The sequence below is a fragment of the Streptomyces sp. NPDC002788 genome (assembly GCF_053592115.1).
Map to the genome: position 1 here is coordinate 366,134 of NZ_JBSFVB010000004.1, position 17,483 is coordinate 383,616.

Genomic DNA, 17,483 nt, shown 5'->3' on the forward strand with positions numbered 1-17,483 from the left:
CCCGAGCACCAGCTGGTCGACGGGAACCGGCCGCTGCGCCGCGGGCTCCGGGGCTCACGCCTCGCGGGGCGGGGTCATGGCCCAGCGGATGGTCCGGGTCAGGGCGTGACCGGTGGGGCGTACGGCGAGGTCCTCGACGACCGGCACCCGGGGCAGCCCGAGCATGCCGCGCGCCCAGGTCGGGAGCAGCGTGACGGCGTTGGCGGCCAGCCCGCCGTAGAAGGGCCGTACGGCGAGAGGCAGGGGAGGGCGGAACAGCAGGAAGCGGGCGGCCGCCCGGGCCTCGGGCGTGGCCCGCAGTTCGGGCCGGTAGGCGGCCAGGCACTCGGACAGCTCGCGGCGGTTCCTCGGCGGGTCATCGGCCCCCAGGGCCTCGGCGACGCGCGCGGTGTCGGCGACGTAGGCGTCATAGCCGGCCCCGTCCAGCGGTCGGACCCCGTAGCGTGCGTGGGCGCGCAGGAAGCTGTCCGCCTCGGCGGCGTGCACCCAGCCGATCAGGTGCGGATCTGCCGCGTGGTACGGCACGCCCTCGGCCGTCGTCCCGCGGATCCGTTCGTGGATGCCGCGGACGTGGTCGACCGCCCGCTGGGCGTCCTCGGCGGTGCCGTACGTCGTCACGGCCAGGAAGGTGCTGGTGCGCTGCAGCCGGCCCCACGGGTCGCCGCGGTAGCCGGAGTGGTCGGCGACCGCCGCCATCGCGAGCGGGTGCAGGGACTGCAGCAGCAGTGCGGTCAGGCCGCCGATGAACATCGAGGCGTCGCCGTGGACCGTGCGGATCGGCCGGTCCGGGCCGAACCAGCGCGGGCCGGGCGTGTGATGGATGCGGGCGCGCGTCTCCGGTCCGCTCGGGCCGGCGACACGGCGGAACAGGGCCTGGCCCAGCTGTTCACGGACTCCGGTCAGCACGTCGGCCTCCCTTCCCCTGCTGCCAGTGTCCGCCATAGCGTCATGTGTGCGGGCACGGCGGACTGCCCGAGTCAGGGACGCTGCCCGGCCTGCGCTCGGTCGGCCGCGCCGCCGGCGCCGAGCGGCCCGGTGTACCGGACCGGGTCCGTGGCCTCCAGGCGGGGCAGTTCGCGGCGCGCCACGCGCATCACGACGGGCGGCAGGGCCGGGCGCACCGGCTGGGCCAGCCGCAGCCACACCGGCGCGTAGACGGCCGTACGGCGGCGCTCCATGCCCCGCGCCATGCGGGCGGCCACCACGTCCACCGGGTACACCCGCCGGACCGGCGGGGGCATGTGGGCGCGCAGTTCCCGCAGGACGGCGTACCGGTCGGCGTCGCGGATCATGTCGGTGTCGGTCCAGTTGAGGTAAGCGATGCCCACGGCGACACCCCGGTGCGCCACCTCCGCGCGCAGGGCGTGCGCGAAGGCCTCGACCCCCGCCTTGGAGGCGCAGTAGGCGCTCATCAGCGGGGCGGCCCCGATCGATGCCAGGGAGGCGACCTGGAGGAAGTAACCCGCGGTGTCGAGCAGGTCCGGCAGGAACACGCGGGCCGTGTGGGCGCTGCCGGTGAGGTTGACGTCGATCACCCGGCGCCAGGCGGCCGGGTCGGAGTCGAGGAACGCGCCGCCCTCGGCGATGGCGGCGTTCGCCACCACGGCCGAGGGGCGGCCGAGGCCGGCCCGGACGGTGTCCTCGGCGGCGTCCAGCGCGGTGAGGTCGGTGATGTCGACCTCCACGGCGAGGGCCGGGCCCGGCAGGGAGGCGGCGACCGCCTCCAGTGAGGCCTTCTCGTGGCCGAGGAGGGCCACCCGGGCGCCACGCCGGGCGACCGCGTGGGCCAGTGCGGCGCCCACGCCCCGGGCGGCTCCGGTGATGACGACCGTTCGCTCGGCGAGCGGGCTGCTGCGCATGGGACGCCTTCCTTTCCCCTCACGCCCTCCGACCGGATCAGCGCCTGGTTCCGGTGCGGTCGCGGTGCGCGAGGAGCCGCTGGGCGCCGGCCAGGCCGGGGGGCCGGTGACGGCGCAGCGCGGCCCGGGCGGCGTTGGACCCGGGCGCTCCGTGCACCCCGCCACCCGGGTGGGCCCCGGAGGAGGCGAGGAACAGGCCGGGCACGGGGGTCTCCGCGCGGCCGGTGCCGGGCAGGGGGCGGAAGACGAGCTGCTGGTGCAGCGCGGTCGTGCCGCCGTTGATGGCGCCGCCGACCAGGTTGCCGTCGAGCGCCTCGAGGGCCGGGGGTGCCAGGATGCGGCGGCCGCGGATCAGGGAGCGGAAGCCGGGCGCGAAGCGTTCCACCTGGCGTTCGACGCGGTCGGCCATGAGTTCCTGGTCCTTGGTGTGCCAGCCGCCGGTGATGCCCTCGTCGGCGGCGTCGGCGCGGATCTCGTGGGGGATGTGGGTGTAGGCCCAGGCCGATTCGGTGCCCTGCGGGGAGCGGGAGGCGTCGGAGGTGGTCATCTGGCCGAAGATCAGGAACGGGCGGTCCGGGACCTGCCGCATGGCGATCTGCGCGGCGAAACGGGTGAGTTCGTCCACGCCGTCGGCGAGGTGCACGGTGCCGGCCCGGGAGGCCTGCTCGGCCTGCCAGGGCACCGGGCCGTCGAGCGCCCAGTCGACCTTGAAGGTGGCGAAGTCCCATTGGAAGCGCCGCAGGTCTTCGAGGAGCTGCGCCGGCAGGTGCTCGGGTTCGACGAGTTGCCCGTAGAGGACGGGCACCGACACGTCCGCCAGCACCGCCCGGCGGGCCGGCACCGCGTCACCGGTCGCCGTCCGCACGCCGACGGCCCGCCCGCCGCGTACGACGATCCGCTCGACGCGCTGCCCGCACCGCACCCGCCCGCCCCGGCTCTCCAGGCGGCGCACCAGGGCGGAGGTCAACGCGCCGGAGCCGCCGGCCGGTACCGGGAAGCCGTACGTCTGCCCCAGCATGGCCATCAGCCAGCCGAAGCCGCCGCTGCCCGCCGACTCGGGGGCGAGGTCGGCGTGCAGGGCGTTGCCGGCCAGCAGCAGCCGGCCGCCCTCGCCGCGGAACTCCTCCTCGCCCAGCCGGCGCACCGGCAGCACCAGGGAGCGCGCCATGCGCAGTCCGCCCGCCGCCCGCAGCCGCAGCGCCAGCCGTGCCGTGGCCCGGACCGGCGGGAACGGGGTGAACAGGGCGTCCAGGAGGTCGGGGCGCAGGCGCTGCCACACGTCGTGCAGTTGTCGCCAGGCGGCTCCGTCGCCCGGCTCGAAGGTGTCGAGGGACGCGGCGGTGGTGTCGAGGTTCCGGTCCAGGACGGCGCAGCTGCCGTCGGGGAGGGGGTGCGCCAGCACGCTGGGCGCGTGGCTCCACCGCAGTCCGTGCTCCTCCGGGTGCAGCGCGGCCAGGACGGGCGAGGCGGCGGCGAGGGGGTAGAAGGAGCTGAACACGTCGCTGACGTAGTCGGCGTCGACGCCCCGGTCGTGGCGCACCGCGCCCCCCGGCTCGGGCTGTTCCTCCAGCACCTCGACGCTCCACCCGGCGTCCGCCAGGACGTTGGCCGCCACCAAGCCGTTGGGCCCCGCGCCGATCACCACGGCGTCAGGCACGGTCGGCTCCGTCCGCCTCGGACCCCACCGTCACCTGGCCCAGGGCGCGGCGGGCACCCCCGGTGTCCCCTGCCTCGCCCTCGCACAGCCTGGCAAGCCGGGCCAGCATGGCGCGGTGGCGCAGCTGGATCAGCGCCTCGAAGCCGACGTTGTGCAACCGGCCGCCCGCGCCGCGCAGAGGGTGTTCGTCCACGATGACCAGGCAGTTCCCGCCCCACGGCCGCAGCTCGATCGCGATCCGTGCCGTGCCCAGCGCGCCGGCCTTGGCCTCCAGTTCCAGTCGGCTGCCCTCCTCGCAGGAGCGGACCACCGTCTCGTTGTCCAGATGCACCGGCCCGAGCCGGACCTGGTAGTGGATCGCCGCGTCCGTGTGCGGCCACTGTCCGCGCACCGGGCGGGACTCGGAGGTCCCCACCACCCACTCCGCGTAGCGGTTGCCGCGGCGAGGACGTCCCACACGGCGCTCGGCGGGACTCGGATCAGGTGATGGCGAACAGCCATGGAGACCTCCTGCTGCCTCGACCGGTTCCTGCGTCGTGCACCACGGGTTCCCCGGCACCGCTTGTTCAACAGCGCGACGCATCGGCTCGCCTCGACCCGGCCGTGCGGACCGGTCGGACCGTGCGCACGCTCGGTGCCCACGGCGCCGAGCGACCGCGCCCGGCGCAGCCTTGCACTCGCCGGACCGAACAGGCGTACGAGATTCGACGAGAACCCGGGTGCGCGCCCTGCTCGCGCGAGCACCGGGCGGCCAGGAGACGCGGACGCGGCTGCACCGACGGACGGCCGGGGACGCGGACGCGGCTGCACCGAGGCCGGAGGGTGGGACGCGCGTCCTGCCCCCGGCGCGTGGGCTCACGCGGCCGTGTCGTCGCCGCGTGCGGCAGGACTGCCACCGGGGACGGCCCGCGGAGACTCCCGCCCCGGCCCGCTGGAAGTCGAACCGTCATCCCCGTCCGACACCGCAGCGGGGTGGCGACAGCCCGCCGAGCCGGCGCGGGTGCGCCGCCCTCACGGGCCCGGTCTCGGAGCTCGGGCACAAGCGCGGTGCGATCGGACGGACGGCGCGGACGGTGCGGAAGGCGTTGGATTCGACCTCCGCCGCAGGTCCTCATCCTCAGCGAGGTGATGGGCGCGGCTTCCCCCCGACGCGTTCGGCGGCGGCTCGGAGGCCGGCACCCGGCCGGGCCGGCCCGATGGTCGTCGACCACGTCTGGTGTTCTCCGGCCAGCGGGCCGGCACCCGCCTCACCCGCGGGGCGGGCCTCCCCCACGGCCCGCCCCTCCATCAGCCCAACTCCCGAGCGGCCATTTCCCGTTCAGGCTCTGCATCCGGCAACCGCCCCCGCACTTTTCCCGGCTTCACCTCTTGACGACCCGCCTGCGGTGGAGCACATTGACGGCACTTTGAGAGCGCTCTCATCTCCTCCCCGCTCGCGCTCTCGACCTCACCCGCACCTCGTCCCCGTACCGAGAGGCCCCACATGAGCGAAACCTCCCGCATTGTCCACAGACGGCGCCCGCTGCGGCGGGCATTGGTCGCCGTCGTCAGCACGCTCGGCCTCGCCGCTGCGGCCGCGACCGCCGCCCCGTCCGCGTCCGCCTCCGCGCCGCCGCCCCCGTCGGGCTGGAACCAGGTCTTCGTCGACGACTTCAACGGCCCCGCGGGCAGCGGCGTCGACACCTCCAACTGGCGGTACGCCACCGGCAAGGGCTACCCGGGCGGCCCCGCCAACTGGGGCACCGGCGAGATCGAGACGATGACCAGCAGCACGGACAACGTCTCCCTCGACGGCAACGGCAACCTCCGCATCACGCCCCGCCGGGACGCCGCCGGTAACTGGACCTCCGGCCGCATCGAGACCAACCGCACCGATTTCCAGCCCCCGGCCGGCGGCAAACTCCGCGTCGAGTCGCGCATCCAGGTGCCGAACGTCACCGGCGCCGCCGCCAAGGGCTACTGGCCGGCGTTCTGGATGCTGGGCGCGCCCTACCGGGGCAACTACTGGAACTGGCCGACCGTCGGCGAGCTGGACATCATGGAGAACACCCAGGGCCAGAACACGGTGTTCGCGACGATGCACTGCGGCACCACCCCGGGCGGCCCCTGCAACGAGACCAGCGGGATCGGCGGTTCGACCACCTGCCAGGGCACCACCTGCCAGGCCGGGTTCCACACCTACCGGATGGAGTGGGACCGCTCGACCGGCGTCGAGGAGATCCGTTTCTACCTCGACGGCGTCAACTTCCACACGGTGCGCGCCAACCAGGTCGACGCGGCGACCTGGCGGAACGCCACGGACCACGGCTACTTCCTCATCCTCAACGTGGCGATGGGCGGCGGCTTCCCGGACGCGTTCGGCGGCGGCCCGGACGGCGGCACCCAGCCCGGTCACGCGATGGTCGTCGACTACGTCCAGGTGCTGTCGTCGTCGGGTGGCGGCACCACACCTCCGCCGACCGGCGACCGCGACGCCTACGGCACCCTCCAGGCCGAGTCCTACGACGGCCAGTCCGGCGTGAGCACCGAGACGACGTCCGACTCCGGCGGCGGCCAGAACGTCGGCTCGCTGGCCAACGGGGACTGGCTGCAGTTCAAGGGCGTCGACTTCGGCTCCACGGCGGCCCGGCAGTTCAGCGCCCGGGTGGCGAGCGGCGCGGCGAACGGCGTCAGCGGGCTGGTAGAGGTGCGGCTGGACAGCCGGAGCAACGCGCCCGTCGGGAGTTTCTCGGTGGGCAGCACCGGGGGCTGGCAGTCGTGGCGCACCGTCCCCGCGAACATCAGCCCGGTGACGGGCACGCACGACGTCTACCTGACCTTCACCAGCGGTCAGCCGGCGGACTTCGTCAACGTCAACTGGTTCACTTTCGGGCACTGAGGATTCCCGGAAAGGGGCTCTGCGCACGCGTGGAGCCCCTTTCCGCTGCCCTCAGCGCAACTCCGCGCGGAACGCCGCCGGGGTCTGGTCCGTGTGCTGGTGGAAGAACCTGGAGAAGTTCGCGGCGTCGGGGAACCCGACCGCCACGCCGACCCGGCCGATGGGCAGGTCGGTGTGGGCGAGGAGGCGTTTGGCCTCCAGGACCACGCGCTTGTCGATGAAGGACTTGGGGGTCTCGCCGGTGGCGGCCCGGACCGCGCGGACCAGGGTGCGGCGGGAGTAGCCGAGCGCGTCGGCGTAGGCGCTGACGCTGTGGTTGGTGGCGAAGTCCCTCTCCACGGCGTCCCGGAAGAGGGTGAACGTGGAGTCGGACTGCTGCCGCGGCGCCTCGGCCGAACTGGCCGCGAGGTGGGCGAGCCGCAGCAGGAACGCCGTCAGCGTGTGGCGCAGGACGGCGGTGTGCAGGCTCAGCGGCAGCGTGGCCGTGTCCTCGTACTCGCGCCGGAGCTGGCCGAGCACGGCCTGCAGACCGGCGAGTTGGGCCGCGTCGGGGCGCAACAGCGGCGGCAGGTCGTAGCGGTACAGGCCGGTCGCCTCCACCGTGGCGCGCGGCAGGAATCCGGGCTGCATGATCAGCACCGTTCCGCGGTACTCGCTGGTGTGCGAGAAGCGGTGGACCTGCCCCGGGCGGATCCACAGCAGGTCCCCGGCGGCGGCCTCGTACTCGGTGAAGTCGACCATGTGCCGAACCGGGCCCTCGCCGAACAGCAGGACGATGTGGAAGTCGATGCGGTGCACGCGCTCCAGGGGCACGTCGGAGGGCCAGCTCTCCCCCATGGGGGCGACCTGCATGCCGACGCCGCCGACGCTCAGTTCGACCGGGAAGGGGAACGTTCTGATCCCGTCGTCGCCCTGGATGCCTCTGTCTGCCATATCCGCCATGTCCGCCTCGTACCGCCCTGTTCGCGCGCCGCGCTGCCGCCCGGTGTCCCACTTTCACCACAGGCTGGCACACGGTGACCTTCCCTCGAAAAAGTCAGACTTTTAATTTTGAACACGTCAGACCAGCCACTTCGCGCCTATCGAGGACTTCTTGAAGATGAGCACGCAGACAGCGGACCGCTTCGAATGGACCGAACTCGACCGGCGTGCCGTCGACACCGCCCGCCTTCTGGCAGCGGATGCCGTCCAGCGCGTCGGCAACGGCCATCCCGGCACCGCGATGAGCCTGGCGCCGGCCGCCTACACCATCTTTCAGAAGGTGATGCGGCACGACCCGGCCGATCCCGAGTGGGCCGGCCGTGACCGTTTCGTCCTGTCCCCCGGCCACACCTCGCTGACGCTCTACACCCAGCTGTACCTGGCGGGCTACGAGCTGGAGCTGGACGACCTGAAGGCGTTCCGCACGCACGGCTCCAAGACGCCCGGCCACCCCGAGTACGGGCACACCGCGGGTGTGGAGACCACCACCGGCCCGCTCGGCCAGGGTGTCGCGAACGCCGTCGGCATGGCGATGGCGGCCCGCTACGAGCGGGGCCTGTTCGACCCGGACGCGCCCGAGGGCGAGTCGCCCTTCGACCACACGATCTGGGCGATCGTCTCCGACGGCGACCTCCAGGAGGGTGTCTCCGCCGAGGCCTCCTCGCTCGCCGGCCACCAGAAGCTCGGCAACCTGGTCTTCCTCTACGACGACAACCACATCTCCATCGAGGGCGACACCGCGACCGCGTTCTCCGAGGACGTGCTGAAGCGGTACGAGGCCTACGGCTGGCACGTACAGCGGATCGCGCCGCGGGAGGACGGCGACGTCGACGTGCACGAGCTGTACGCGGCACTGCGGGCGGCCCGCGCCGAGACCGGGCGGCCCTCGATCATCGCGATGCGCACGATCATCGCCTGGCCCGCCCCGAACGCGCGGGACACCGAGGCCTCCCACGGTTCGGCGCTCGGCGAGGACGAGGTCGCCGCCACCAAGCGCCTCCTCGGCTTCGACCCCGAGAAGACCTTCGAGGTCGCGGACGAGGTGCTGGCCCACACCCGCAGGGCCCTGGACCGGGGCGCCGAGGCGCACGCCGCCTGGGACAAGCGGATCGCTGCCTGGCGCGGCGACAACCCGGAGCGCGCCGCCACGTACGACCGCGTCAGCAAGGGCGATCTGCCCGAGGGCTGGGAGGACGCCCTGCCGGTGTTCGAGCCGGGCCAGGCGGTCGCCACGCGTGCCGCGTCCGGCAAGGTGCTGCAGGCGCTCGGCCCGGTCCTGCCCGAGCTGTGGGGCGGCTCGGCCGACCTGGCCGGCTCGAACAACACCACGATCGACAAGGCATCGTCCTTCCTGCCGCGGGGCAACCCGCTGCCGGAGGCCGACCCCTACGGCCGAACCGTCCACTTCGGCATCCGCGAGTTCTCGATGGCCGCGGAGATGAACGGCATCGCGCTGCACGGCGACACGCGCGTCTACGGCGGCACCTTCCTGGTGTTCTCCGACTACATGCGCAACGCGGTGCGGATGTCGGCCCTGATGCAGCTGCCGGTGACGTACGTGTGGACGCACGACTCCATCGGCCTGGGCGAGGACGGCCCGACCCACCAGCCGGTGGAGCACCTGGCCGCGCTGCGGGCGATCCCGGGTCTGAACGTGGTCCGGCCGGCCGACGCCAACGAGACCGCGACCGTATGGGCCGAGATCCTGCGGCGGCACACCACCGCCCCGGCCCCGCACGGCCTGGCGCTCACCCGCCAGGGCGTGCCGACGTACGAGCCGAACCCGGACGCGGCACGCGGCGGTTACGTGATGGCCGAGGCGGAAGGCGGCGAGCCGCAGGTGATCCTGATCGCCACCGGCTCCGAGGTGCACGTCGCCGTCGAGGCTCGTGAGCACCTCCAGGCGGCGGGCGTGCCCACGCGGGTCGTGTCCATGCCGTCCGTGGAGTGGTTCGAGGAGCAGCCCCGCGCGTACCGCGACAGCGTGCTTGCGCCTTCGGTGAAGGCCCGTGTCGCGGTGGAGGCCGGGATCGGCCTGACCTGGTACCGGTTCGTGGGGGACGCGGGACGCATCGTCTCCCTGGAGCACTTCGGCGCCTCCGCCGACGCCAAGACCCTGTTCGCCGAGTACGGCTTCACCCCCGAGAACGTCGTCGCGGCGGCCCGGGAGTCCCTCGCCGCCGCCCGCGGTTGATCCGACCGCCCGAAGGAAGATGATCACTGTGACCGAAGCGACCGCGAGCGCGGGAGCACTCGAGCGCCTGTCCGACGAGGGCGTGTCGATCTGGCTGGACGACCTGTCTCGTCGGCGGATCGAGTCCGGCGGCCTGGCCGGACTAGTGTCGACGAGGAACGTCGTCGGCGTCACCACCAACCCGTCCATCTTCCAGGCCGCCATCGGCTCCGGCGAAGGCTACGCGGAGCAGCTCGCCGACCTGGCGGTGCGGGGTGTGACCGTCGACGAGGCCGTCCGGATGATGACGACCACCGATGTCCGGGCCGCCGCCGATGTCCTGCGGCCGGTGTACGAGGCCAGTGGCGGCCGGGACGGCCGGGTCTCCATCGAGGTCGACCCGCGGCTTGCCCACAACACGGCGGCGACCGTCGCCGAGGCCCGGCAGCTGGCCTGGCTGGTGGACCGTCCCAACGTGATGATCAAGATCCCGGCGACGAAGGCCGGTCTGCCGGCGATCACCGATGTCATCGGAGCGGGTATCAGTGTCAATGTGACGCTGATCTTCTCCCTGGAGCGCTACCGCGAGGTGATGGACGCCTACCTCGCCGGCCTGGAGCGGGCGCGGGCGGCCGGTGTCGACCTGTCGGCGATTCACTCGGTCGCGTCCTTCTTCGTCTCCCGCGTCGACAGCGAGATCGACAAGCGGCTGACGCTGCTGGGCACGGACGAGGCGCTCGCCCTGAAGGGCCGGGCCGCCGTGGCCAACGCGCGGCTCGCCTACGAGGCGTACGAAGAGGTCTTCGGCGGGGAGCGCTGGCAGCCACTGGAACGCGCCGGCGCGAACCGGCAGCGCCCCCTTTGGGCCTCCACCGGTGTGAAGGACCCCGCTTACAAGGACACCCTGTACGTGGAAGAGCTGGTCGCCCCCGGCACGGTCAACACCATGCCGGAGGCCACGCTGAACGCCGTCGCCGAGCACGGCGACATCCGGGGCGACACGGTCACCGGCGGTTACGACCGGGCCCGCGCGGACCTGGCGGCCGTCGAACGGCTCGGCATCGCATACGACGAGGTGGTGCGGCAACTGGAACTCGAGGGAGTGGCCAAGTTCGAGGTGGCCTGGCAGGGCCTGCTGAACGCGGTCACCAAGTCCTTGAACAGCGAGGGAGTTGACGCGGAATGAGCGAGGGCATCCCCCAGACGGCCGAGCAGGAGACCAAGGGGACCAAGGAGGACAAGGAGGCCCGGGCGGCCCAGGAGGCTGCCGGGGTCGAGCAGACCGGGGTGAGCGGCACGCACGAGGCCGCCCCGCGCACGGACCACGCCGACACCGACGTCGCCAACCCGCTGCGCGACGCGCGTGACCGCCGCCTGCCCAGGATCGCCGGCCCCTCCGGGCTCGTCATCTTCGGCGTCACCGGTGACCTGTCCCGCAAGAAGCTGATGCCGGCCGTGTACGACCTGGCCAACCGCGGCCTGCTGCCGCCGGGCTTCTCCCTGGTGGGCTTCGCCCGCCGGGACTGGGAGGACCAGGACTTCGCGCAGGTGGTGCACGACGCGGTCCGCGAGCACGCGCGGACCCCGTTCCGCGAGGAGGTATGGCAGCAGCTCGCAGAGGGCATGCGGTTCATCCCGGGCGACTTCGACGACGACACGGCGTTCAAGCAGCTGCGCTCCGCCGTCGAGGAGCTGGACGCCTCCCGGGGCACCAGCGGCAACTACGCCTTCTACCTCTCGGTGCCGCCGAAGTTCTTCCCGAAGGTCGTCCAGCAGCTGAAGAAGCACAAGCTGGCCGACGCTCCCGAGGGTTCCTGGCGCCGCGCGGTCATCGAGAAGCCGTTCGGGCACGACCTCGACAGCGCCTGCGAGCTGAACGCGATCGTGCACGACGTGTTCGACCCGGAGCAGGTCTTCCGTATCGACCACTATCTCGGCAAGGAGACCGTCCAGAACATCCTGGCGCTGCGCTTCGCCAACCAGATGTTCGAGCCGATCTGGAACCGGTCGTACGTCGACCATGTGCAGATCACCATGGCCGAGGACATCGGCATCGGCGGCCGGGCCGGCTACTACGACGGCATCGGCGCCGCCCGGGACGTCATCCAGAACCACCTGCTCCAGCTGATGGCGCTCACCGCGATGGAGGAACCGGCCGCCTTCGACGCGGCCTCGCTGCTCACCGAGAAGCTGAAGGTCCTCAAGGCCGTACGGCTGCCGCAGGACCTGGGGCAGGGCACCGTGCGCGGGCAGTACGCGGCGGCCTGGCAGGGCGGCAGCAAGGTGCGCGGCTACCTGGAGGAGGACGGCATCGACCCGGCCTCCACGACCGACACCTACGCCGCGATCCGGCTCCAGGTGGACAACCGCCGCTGGGCCGGCGTCCCGTTCTACCTGCGCACCGGCAAGCGGCTCGGCCGCCGGGTGACGGAGATCGCGGTCGTCTTCCAGCGGGCACCGCACTCCCCCTTCGACTCCACCGCGACCGAGGAGCTGGGCTCCAACGCCATCGTCATCCGCGTCCAGCCGGACGAGGGCATGACGGTCCGCTTCGGCTCCAAGGTGCCGGGCACGTCGATGGAGATCCGGGACGTGACGATGGACTTCGCCTACGGCGAGTCGTTCACCGAATCGAGCCCCGAGGCGTACGAACGGCTGATCCTGGACGTCCTCCTGGGCGACGCCAACCTGTTCCCCCGTCACCAGGAAGTGGAAGAGTCCTGGAAGATCCTCGACCCGATCGAGCAGTACTGGGCCACGCACGGCCGGCCCGCGCAGTACGCCTCGGGCAGCTGGGGACCCGAGGAAGCCGACGAGATGCTCGCACGAGACGGACGGAGCTGGCGCAGGCCATGAAGATCGACCTGACCGACACCACGGCAAGCAAGATCAACAAGGCGCTGGTGCAGGGTCGCCGCGCCATCGGCACGCCGGCCGTGGGCATGGTCCTGACGATGGTGATCGTCACGGACGAGGAGAACGCCTACGACGCGATCAAGGCGGCCGAGGAGGCCTCGCACGAGCACCCCTCGCGCACCCTGGTCGTCATCAAGCGCCACGCCCGTACCCCGCGCGACCGCCAGTCCTCCCGGCTGGACGCCGAGGTCCGGGTGGGCGCCGACGCGGGCACCGGCGAAACGGTGATCCTGCGGACCTACGGCGAGGTGTCCGAACACGCCGACTCGGTCGTCCTGCCGCTGCTGCTGCCGGACGCGCCGGTGGTGGTGTGGTGGCCGATGGACGCCCCGGAGGTGCCCTCGAAGGACCCGCTCGGCGCTCTTGCGCAGCGGCGGATCACCGACCTGTACGCCGTCGCGAACCCCCTGGAGGCGCTGGAGAGCAGGGTCCGCTCCTACGCTCCCGGAGACACCGACCTCGCCTGGACCCGGCTGACGCCCTGGCGTTCGATGCTGGCCGCGGCGCTGGACCAGGCCCGGGCGAAGGTGAACTCGGCGGCCGTGGAGGCCGAGGCCGAGAACCCGGCCGCCGAGCTGCTGGCCCGCTGGCTGGAGGCCCGGCTGCACGTGCGGGTCGACCGCGTGGTCACCGCCGGGCCGGTCGTCACCGCCGTACGCCTGGGCACGGAGAACGGCGAGATCGTCATCGACCGCCCCGAAGGCCCCCTGGCCACGCTGACCCTGCCCGGCCAGCCCTCCCGGACCCTCGCGCTGAAGGTCCGTGCCACCTCCGAACTCATCGCCGAGGAGCTGCGGCGCCTCGACGCGGACGAGATGTACGCCATCGCCCTGAACGGCGAGGCAACCGAGGAGACCCCTGCCCATGTCTGACTCCCTCTCCGGTACCCCCCGGCTCACCCGGCGGCCCGAGTGGACCGCCCTGGCGGACCACCGCGCGGACGCCCTGCCGCAGCCGAACCTGCGCGAGTTGTTCGCGGCGGACCCGGGGCGTGCCGAACGCTACGTCGTGCACGTCGGCGACCTGCGCATCGACTACTCCAAGCACCTGGTCACCGACGAGACGCTGGCCCTGCTCCAGGAGCTGGCCGCCGCCACCGACGTGTTCGGGCTGCGGGACGCCATGTTCCGCGGCGAGAAGATCAACGTCACCGAGGACCGGGCCGTGCTGCACACCGCGCTGCGCGCCCCCCGGGACGCGGTGATCGAGGTCGACGGCGAGAACGTCGTCCCCGGCGTGCACGCCGTGCTCGACAAGATGGCCGGCTTCGCCGACCGGGTGCGGTCGGGCGAGTGGACCGGCCACACGGGTAAGCGGATCCGGAACGTCGTCAACATCGGCATCGGCGGCTCCGACCTCGGCCCGGCGATGGCCTACGAGGCGCTGCGGCCCTTCACCGACCGGGAGCTGACGTTCCGCTTCGTGTCGAACGTGGACGGCTCCGACCTGCACGAGGCCACCCGCGACCTGGACCCGGCGGAGACGCTGTTCATCGTCGCGTCCAAGACCTTCACCACGATCGAGACCATCACCAACGCGACCTCGGCGCGCTCCTGGCTGCTGAACGGCCTGGGGGGCGACGACAAGGCGGTGGCCAAGCACTTCGTCGCCCTGTCGACGAACGCCGAGAAGGTGGCGGACTTCGGCATCGACGTCGACAACATGTTCGAGTTCTGGGACTGGGTCGGCGGCCGCTACTCCTACGACTCCGCGATCGGCCTGTCCCTGATGATCGCGATCGGGCCGGACCGCTTCCGGGAGATGCTCGACGGCTTCCGCATCGTCGACGAGCACTTCCGCAACGCCCCCGCCGAGGCCAACGCCCCCCTGATCATGGGCCTGCTCGGCATCTGGTACGGCAACTTCCACGACGCCCAGTCACACGCCGTCCTGCCCTACAGCCACTATCTGTCGAAGTTCACCGCCTACCTCCAGCAGCTCGACATGGAGTCCAACGGCAAGTCGGTGGACCGTGACGGGAACCCCGTGCAGTGGCAGACCGGGCCGGTGGTGTGGGGCACGCCGGGCACCAACGGGCAGCACGCCTACTACCAGTTGATCCACCAGGGCACCAAGCTCATCCCGGCCGACCTGATCGGCTTCGCCCGGCCCGTCGCCGAACTGAGCGACGCGCTCAAGGCGCAGCACGACCTGCTGATGGCCAACCTGTTCGCGCAGGGGCAGGCGCTCGCCTTCGGCAAGACCGCCGAGGAGGTGCGCGCGGAGGGCGTGCCCGAGGAGCAGGTGCCGCACCGCACGTTCCAGGGCAACCACCCGACCACGACGATCCTGGCCACCGAACTGACCCCGTCGGTCCTCGGCCAACTGGTCGCCCTCTACGAGCACAAGGTGTTCGTGCAGGGCGCGGTGTGGAACATCGACTCCTTCGACCAGTGGGGCGTCGAACTCGGCAAGGTACTCGCCAAGCGCGTCGAGCCCGCCCTGACCGAGACGTTTTCATCAGCCGCTGAGGCGGCGGGGTCCGTCCCCGGTCTCGACTCGTCCACGGCCGCCCTGGTGGCCGCCTACCGCAATCTTCGGGAAGTGAACTGACATGCAGATCGGTCTTGTGGGTCTCGGCAAAATGGGCGGCAACATGCGCGAGCGCCTGCGCAACGCCGGCCACACCGTCGTCGGCTACGACACCGACCCGGAAAAGTCGGACGTGGCGAGCCTCGCCGACCTCGTCAACCAGCTGGAGGCGCCGCGCACGGTCTGGGTCATGGTCCCGGCCGGCGACCCCACCCAGCACGTCATCGACCGTCTGGCAGACCTCCTCAAGCCGTACGACACGGTGGTCGACGGCGGCAACTCCCGCTGGACGGACGACGAGAAGCACGCCGAGGAGCTGAGCAAGCGCGGCATCGGCTTCGTCGACGCGGGCGTCTCGGGCGGCGTGTGGGGCCTGAAGAACGGCTACGCCCTGATGGTCGGCGGCGAGAAGGAGTACGTCGACCGGCTCCGGCCGATCTTCGAGGCGCTCAAGCCGGAGGGCCCGTACGGCTTCGTCCACGCGGGCCGGGTGGGCGCCGGGCACTTCGCCAAGATGGTCCACAACGGCATCGAGTACGCCATGATGCAGGCCTACGCCGAGGGCTGGGAGCTGCTGGAAGCCGTGGACTCGGTGGACAACGTCCGCGAGGTGTTCCGCTCCTGGCAGGACGGCACCGTCATCCGCTCCTGGCTGCTGGACCTCGCGGTCAACGCGCTCGACGAGGACGAGCACCTGGAGACGCTCCGGGGCTACGCCCAGGACTCCGGCGAGGGACGCTGGACCGTGGAGGCCGCGATCGACAACTCCGTGCCGCTGCCCGCGATCACCGCCTCCCTGTACTCCCGGTTCGCCTCCCGTCAGGACGACTCGCCGCAGATGAAGATGATCGCGGCGCTGCGCAACCAGTTCGGCGGGCACGCCGTCGAGTCCGCGAAGAAGGCGTAGGGCGTGGGCGATCTGCTGCTGGTCCGGCACGGCGAGACGGAGTGGAGCCGGAGCGGACAGCACACCAGCTTCACCGACCTGCCCCTCACCCGGCACGGTGAGGAACAGGCCAAGTCGCTGGCCCCGCTCCTGGCGGGCCGCACCTTCGCCCTTGTCCTCACCAGCCCGCTCGGCCGCGCGGTGCGCACCGCCGAACTCGCGGGACTGACGGGGGCCGTGCGGGACGCGGACCTGCACGAGTGGTACTACGGCACCTACGAGGGCGTCACCACCGAGGAGATACACCGCACCCGTCCCGACTGGGACCTGTGGACCGACGGGGGCCCGCCCGGCCCCGACGGCAAGCCGGGCGAGTCCCCCGAAGAAGTCGGCGAGCGCGCCGACCGGGTGCTGTCCCGGGTGGCGAAAGCGCTGCCCGAGGGGGATGTGATGCTGGTGGCGCACGGCCACTTCCTCCGCGTCCTGACGGCCCGCCGGCTCGGTCTGTCCCCGGCTGAGGGGCGGCTGTTCCGCCTGGAGACGGGCACGGTCTGCCGGCTGTCCACCGAGCACGGCCGGCCCGTCATCGCGGAGTGGAACACCAGGGCGTGACCCGCCCCGGCCGCAGGCGAGCCCACCGCCTGCGGCCGGGGCGTCGCAGTCCCCGTGGACGCTCATCGGGCCGGCACCTCGCCGCAGCGGCCGTCACCGGCGTCACTCGGACCGCAGCCGCCGGTGAGCGCGCTGACGGGGAGGGCGGTCCGGACGCCGCCGTCCGGCGTGTACGCCCCAGTAGGTCAGCTGCATCGCCGAGCGTGGAGCTCGGGAAGAACCCCGGGCGGAGGGGCTCCTGCTCTTAGAATCACCGGCATCAGCCCCTCCGCCCGAAGGAACCTGATGACCAGCGTCGAACCGGCACGTCCCGGCGGCCGCGTCCGGGACGCCGCCCGCACCCGGGCCGAGATCCTCGACGTCGCCACGCGGGAGTTCGCCCGGGCCGGCTACGACGGGGCACGGGTGGACGAGATCGCCGCCCGCACCCGCACCACGAAGCGGATGATCTACTACTACTTCGGCGGCAAGGAGCGGTTGTTCACCGCCGTGCTGGAGCGGGCGTACGGCGTGATCCGGGAGGCCGAGCAGCAGCTCGACGTCGAGCACCTCGACCCGGTGGCGGCCATCCGGCGCCTGGCCGAGGTGACCTTCGACCACCACGAGCAGCACCCGGACTTCATCCGCCTGGTCAGCATCGAGAACATCCACGAGGCGCAGCACATCGCCGCCTCCGACAAGCTCGGGAGGATCGGCTCACCCGCCCTGGAGGTGATCCGCCGGATCCTGGCGTCGGGCCGAGAGTCGGGCCTGTTCACGGCCGACGTCGACGCCGTCGACCTGCACGCCATGATCTCGTCCTTCTGCTTCTTCCGGGTCTCCAACCGGCACACGTTCAACGCGCTGTTCGGCCGCGACCTGCTCGACCGGGCGCAGCGCGCGCACTACCGCACCCTGCTGGGCGACATGGTGATCGCGTACCTGACGGCGGAGCGCACGGCGGACTGAAGCCCGCGGCGAGGCCCGGAGAAGGTGACGGCCCGGAAGGG

The 17,483-nt window shown here is 72.2% G+C and carries 13 protein-coding genes and 1 pseudogene; 9 read left to right on the plus strand and 5 right to left on the minus strand.

All coding sequences use genetic code 11. From position 1 onward, the window contains the following. Nucleotides 1–54: 54 nt before the first annotated feature. The 4 genes and pseudogenes from ACWD1U_RS10730 to ACWD1U_RS10745 form a co-directional block, all read right to left on the minus strand. Nucleotides 55–906: an oxygenase MpaB family protein gene (locus tag ACWD1U_RS10730; RefSeq protein ID WP_451106310.1), complete on the minus strand. Its 852-nt coding sequence runs from the start codon at nucleotides 904–906 to the stop codon at nucleotides 55–57. A 71-nt stretch (nucleotides 907–977) separates the two neighbouring features. After that, the gene (locus tag ACWD1U_RS10735) at nucleotides 978–1,859 is read right to left on the minus strand and encodes an SDR family oxidoreductase (RefSeq protein WP_451106312.1); all 882 of its coding nucleotides are present in this window, start codon (nucleotides 1,857–1,859) and stop codon (nucleotides 978–980) included. Nucleotides 1,860–1,896: 37 nt separating this feature from the next. After that, on the minus strand, nucleotides 1,897–3,516 hold the full coding sequence (locus tag ACWD1U_RS10740) for a phytoene desaturase family protein (protein WP_451106314.1): 1,620 nt from the start codon (nucleotides 3,514–3,516) through the stop codon (nucleotides 1,897–1,899). Continuing rightward, a pseudogene (locus ACWD1U_RS10745) lies at nucleotides 3,509–4,017 on the minus strand (SRPBCC family protein). The gene ACWD1U_RS10740 and the pseudogene ACWD1U_RS10745 overlap by 8 nt, the downstream one beginning before the upstream one ends. A gap of 982 nt (nucleotides 4,018–4,999) precedes the next feature. On the opposite strand from ACWD1U_RS10745, the gene ACWD1U_RS10750 reads away from it, so the two are divergent. Beyond that, nucleotides 5,000–6,394 carry a glycoside hydrolase family 16 protein gene (locus tag ACWD1U_RS10750; protein ID WP_451106316.1) on the plus strand — a complete coding sequence of 465 codons (1,395 nt, stop codon included), beginning with the start codon at nucleotides 5,000–5,002 and terminating at the stop codon, nucleotides 6,392–6,394. A gap of 51 nt (nucleotides 6,395–6,445) precedes the next feature. Here the strand turns inward: ACWD1U_RS10750 and ACWD1U_RS10755 are convergent, their stop codons facing one another. After that, nucleotides 6,446–7,327, minus strand: a complete 882-nt coding sequence (locus ACWD1U_RS10755) for a helix-turn-helix domain-containing protein (RefSeq protein WP_451106434.1) — start codon at nucleotides 7,325–7,327, stop codon at nucleotides 6,446–6,448. Nucleotides 7,328–7,493: 166 nt separating this feature from the next. Here ACWD1U_RS10755 and tkt point away from each other — a divergent pair, with 166 nt between their 5' ends. The 8 genes from tkt to ACWD1U_RS10795 all read left to right on the plus strand — a co-directional run bounded on the left by tkt (nucleotide 7,494) and on the right by ACWD1U_RS10795 (nucleotide 17,442). After that, entirely contained in the window at nucleotides 7,494–9,569 is a 2,076-nt protein-coding gene (gene tkt / locus ACWD1U_RS10760; RefSeq protein ID WP_451106318.1) for a transketolase, read from the plus strand. Nucleotides 9,570–9,588: 19 nt separating this feature from the next. Then, a complete protein-coding gene (tal, locus tag ACWD1U_RS10765) occupies nucleotides 9,589–10,734 on the plus strand; it encodes a transaldolase (protein ID WP_451106319.1) in 1,146 nt (381 codons plus the stop codon). Then, nucleotides 10,731–12,404: a glucose-6-phosphate dehydrogenase gene (gene zwf / locus ACWD1U_RS10770; RefSeq protein WP_451106321.1), complete on the plus strand. Its 1,674-nt coding sequence runs from the start codon at nucleotides 10,731–10,733 to the stop codon at nucleotides 12,402–12,404. The genes tal and zwf overlap by 4 nt, the downstream gene beginning before the upstream one ends. Next, complete coding sequence (gene opcA / locus ACWD1U_RS10775) at nucleotides 12,401–13,336, plus strand: glucose-6-phosphate dehydrogenase assembly protein OpcA (protein ID WP_451106323.1); 936 nt, start codon at nucleotides 12,401–12,403, stop codon at nucleotides 13,334–13,336. The genes zwf and opcA overlap by 4 nt, the downstream gene beginning before the upstream one ends. Then, nucleotides 13,329–15,017, plus strand: coding sequence for a glucose-6-phosphate isomerase (gene pgi / locus ACWD1U_RS10780; RefSeq protein ID WP_451106325.1), 1,689 nt, complete (start codon nucleotides 13,329–13,331; stop codon nucleotides 15,015–15,017). The genes opcA and pgi overlap by 8 nt, the downstream gene beginning before the upstream one ends. Before the next feature lies 1 nt (nucleotide 15,018). Further along, entirely contained in the window at nucleotides 15,019–15,903 is an 885-nt protein-coding gene (gnd, locus tag ACWD1U_RS10785; protein WP_451106327.1) for a phosphogluconate dehydrogenase (NAD(+)-dependent, decarboxylating), read from the plus strand. 3 nt (nucleotides 15,904–15,906) lie between these two features. Next, nucleotides 15,907–16,494, plus strand: a complete 588-nt coding sequence (locus ACWD1U_RS10790; RefSeq protein WP_451106329.1) for a histidine phosphatase family protein — start codon at nucleotides 15,907–15,909, stop codon at nucleotides 16,492–16,494. Nucleotides 16,495–16,779: 285 nt separating this feature from the next. Further along, nucleotides 16,780–17,442, plus strand: coding sequence for a TetR family transcriptional regulator (locus tag ACWD1U_RS10795; RefSeq protein ID WP_451106330.1), 663 nt, complete (start codon nucleotides 16,780–16,782; stop codon nucleotides 17,440–17,442). Nucleotides 17,443–17,483: the final 41 nt, after the last annotated feature.

What these genes read in the sequence shown, in the direction of transcription:
- zwf (WP_451106321.1), top strand. Translation starts at nt 10,731, where the DNA reads ATGAGCGAGGGCATCCCCCAGACGGCCGAGCAGGAGACCAAGGGGACC.
- tal (WP_451106319.1), top strand. Translation starts at nt 9,589, where the DNA reads ATGATCACTGTGACCGAAGCGACCGCGAGCGCGGGAGCACTCGAGCGC.
- opcA (WP_451106323.1), top strand. Translation starts at nt 12,401, where the DNA reads ATGAAGATCGACCTGACCGACACCACGGCAAGCAAGATCAACAAGGCG.
- ACWD1U_RS10795 (WP_451106330.1), top strand. Translation starts at nt 16,780, where the DNA reads ATGACCAGCGTCGAACCGGCACGTCCCGGCGGCCGCGTCCGGGACGCC.
- ACWD1U_RS10750 (WP_451106316.1), top strand. Translation starts at nt 5,000, where the DNA reads ATGAGCGAAACCTCCCGCATTGTCCACAGACGGCGCCCGCTGCGGCGG.
- gnd (WP_451106327.1), top strand. Translation starts at nt 15,019, where the DNA reads ATGCAGATCGGTCTTGTGGGTCTCGGCAAAATGGGCGGCAACATGCGC.
- pgi (WP_451106325.1), top strand. Translation starts at nt 13,329, where the DNA reads ATGTCTGACTCCCTCTCCGGTACCCCCCGGCTCACCCGGCGGCCCGAG.
- ACWD1U_RS10755 (WP_451106434.1), bottom strand. Translation starts at nt 7,327, where the DNA reads ATGGCAGACAGAGGCATCCAGGGCGACGACGGGATCAGAACGTTCCCC.
- ACWD1U_RS10735 (WP_451106312.1), bottom strand. Translation starts at nt 1,859, where the DNA reads ATGCGCAGCAGCCCGCTCGCCGAGCGAACGGTCGTCATCACCGGAGCC.
- tkt (WP_451106318.1), top strand. Translation starts at nt 7,494, where the DNA reads ATGAGCACGCAGACAGCGGACCGCTTCGAATGGACCGAACTCGACCGG.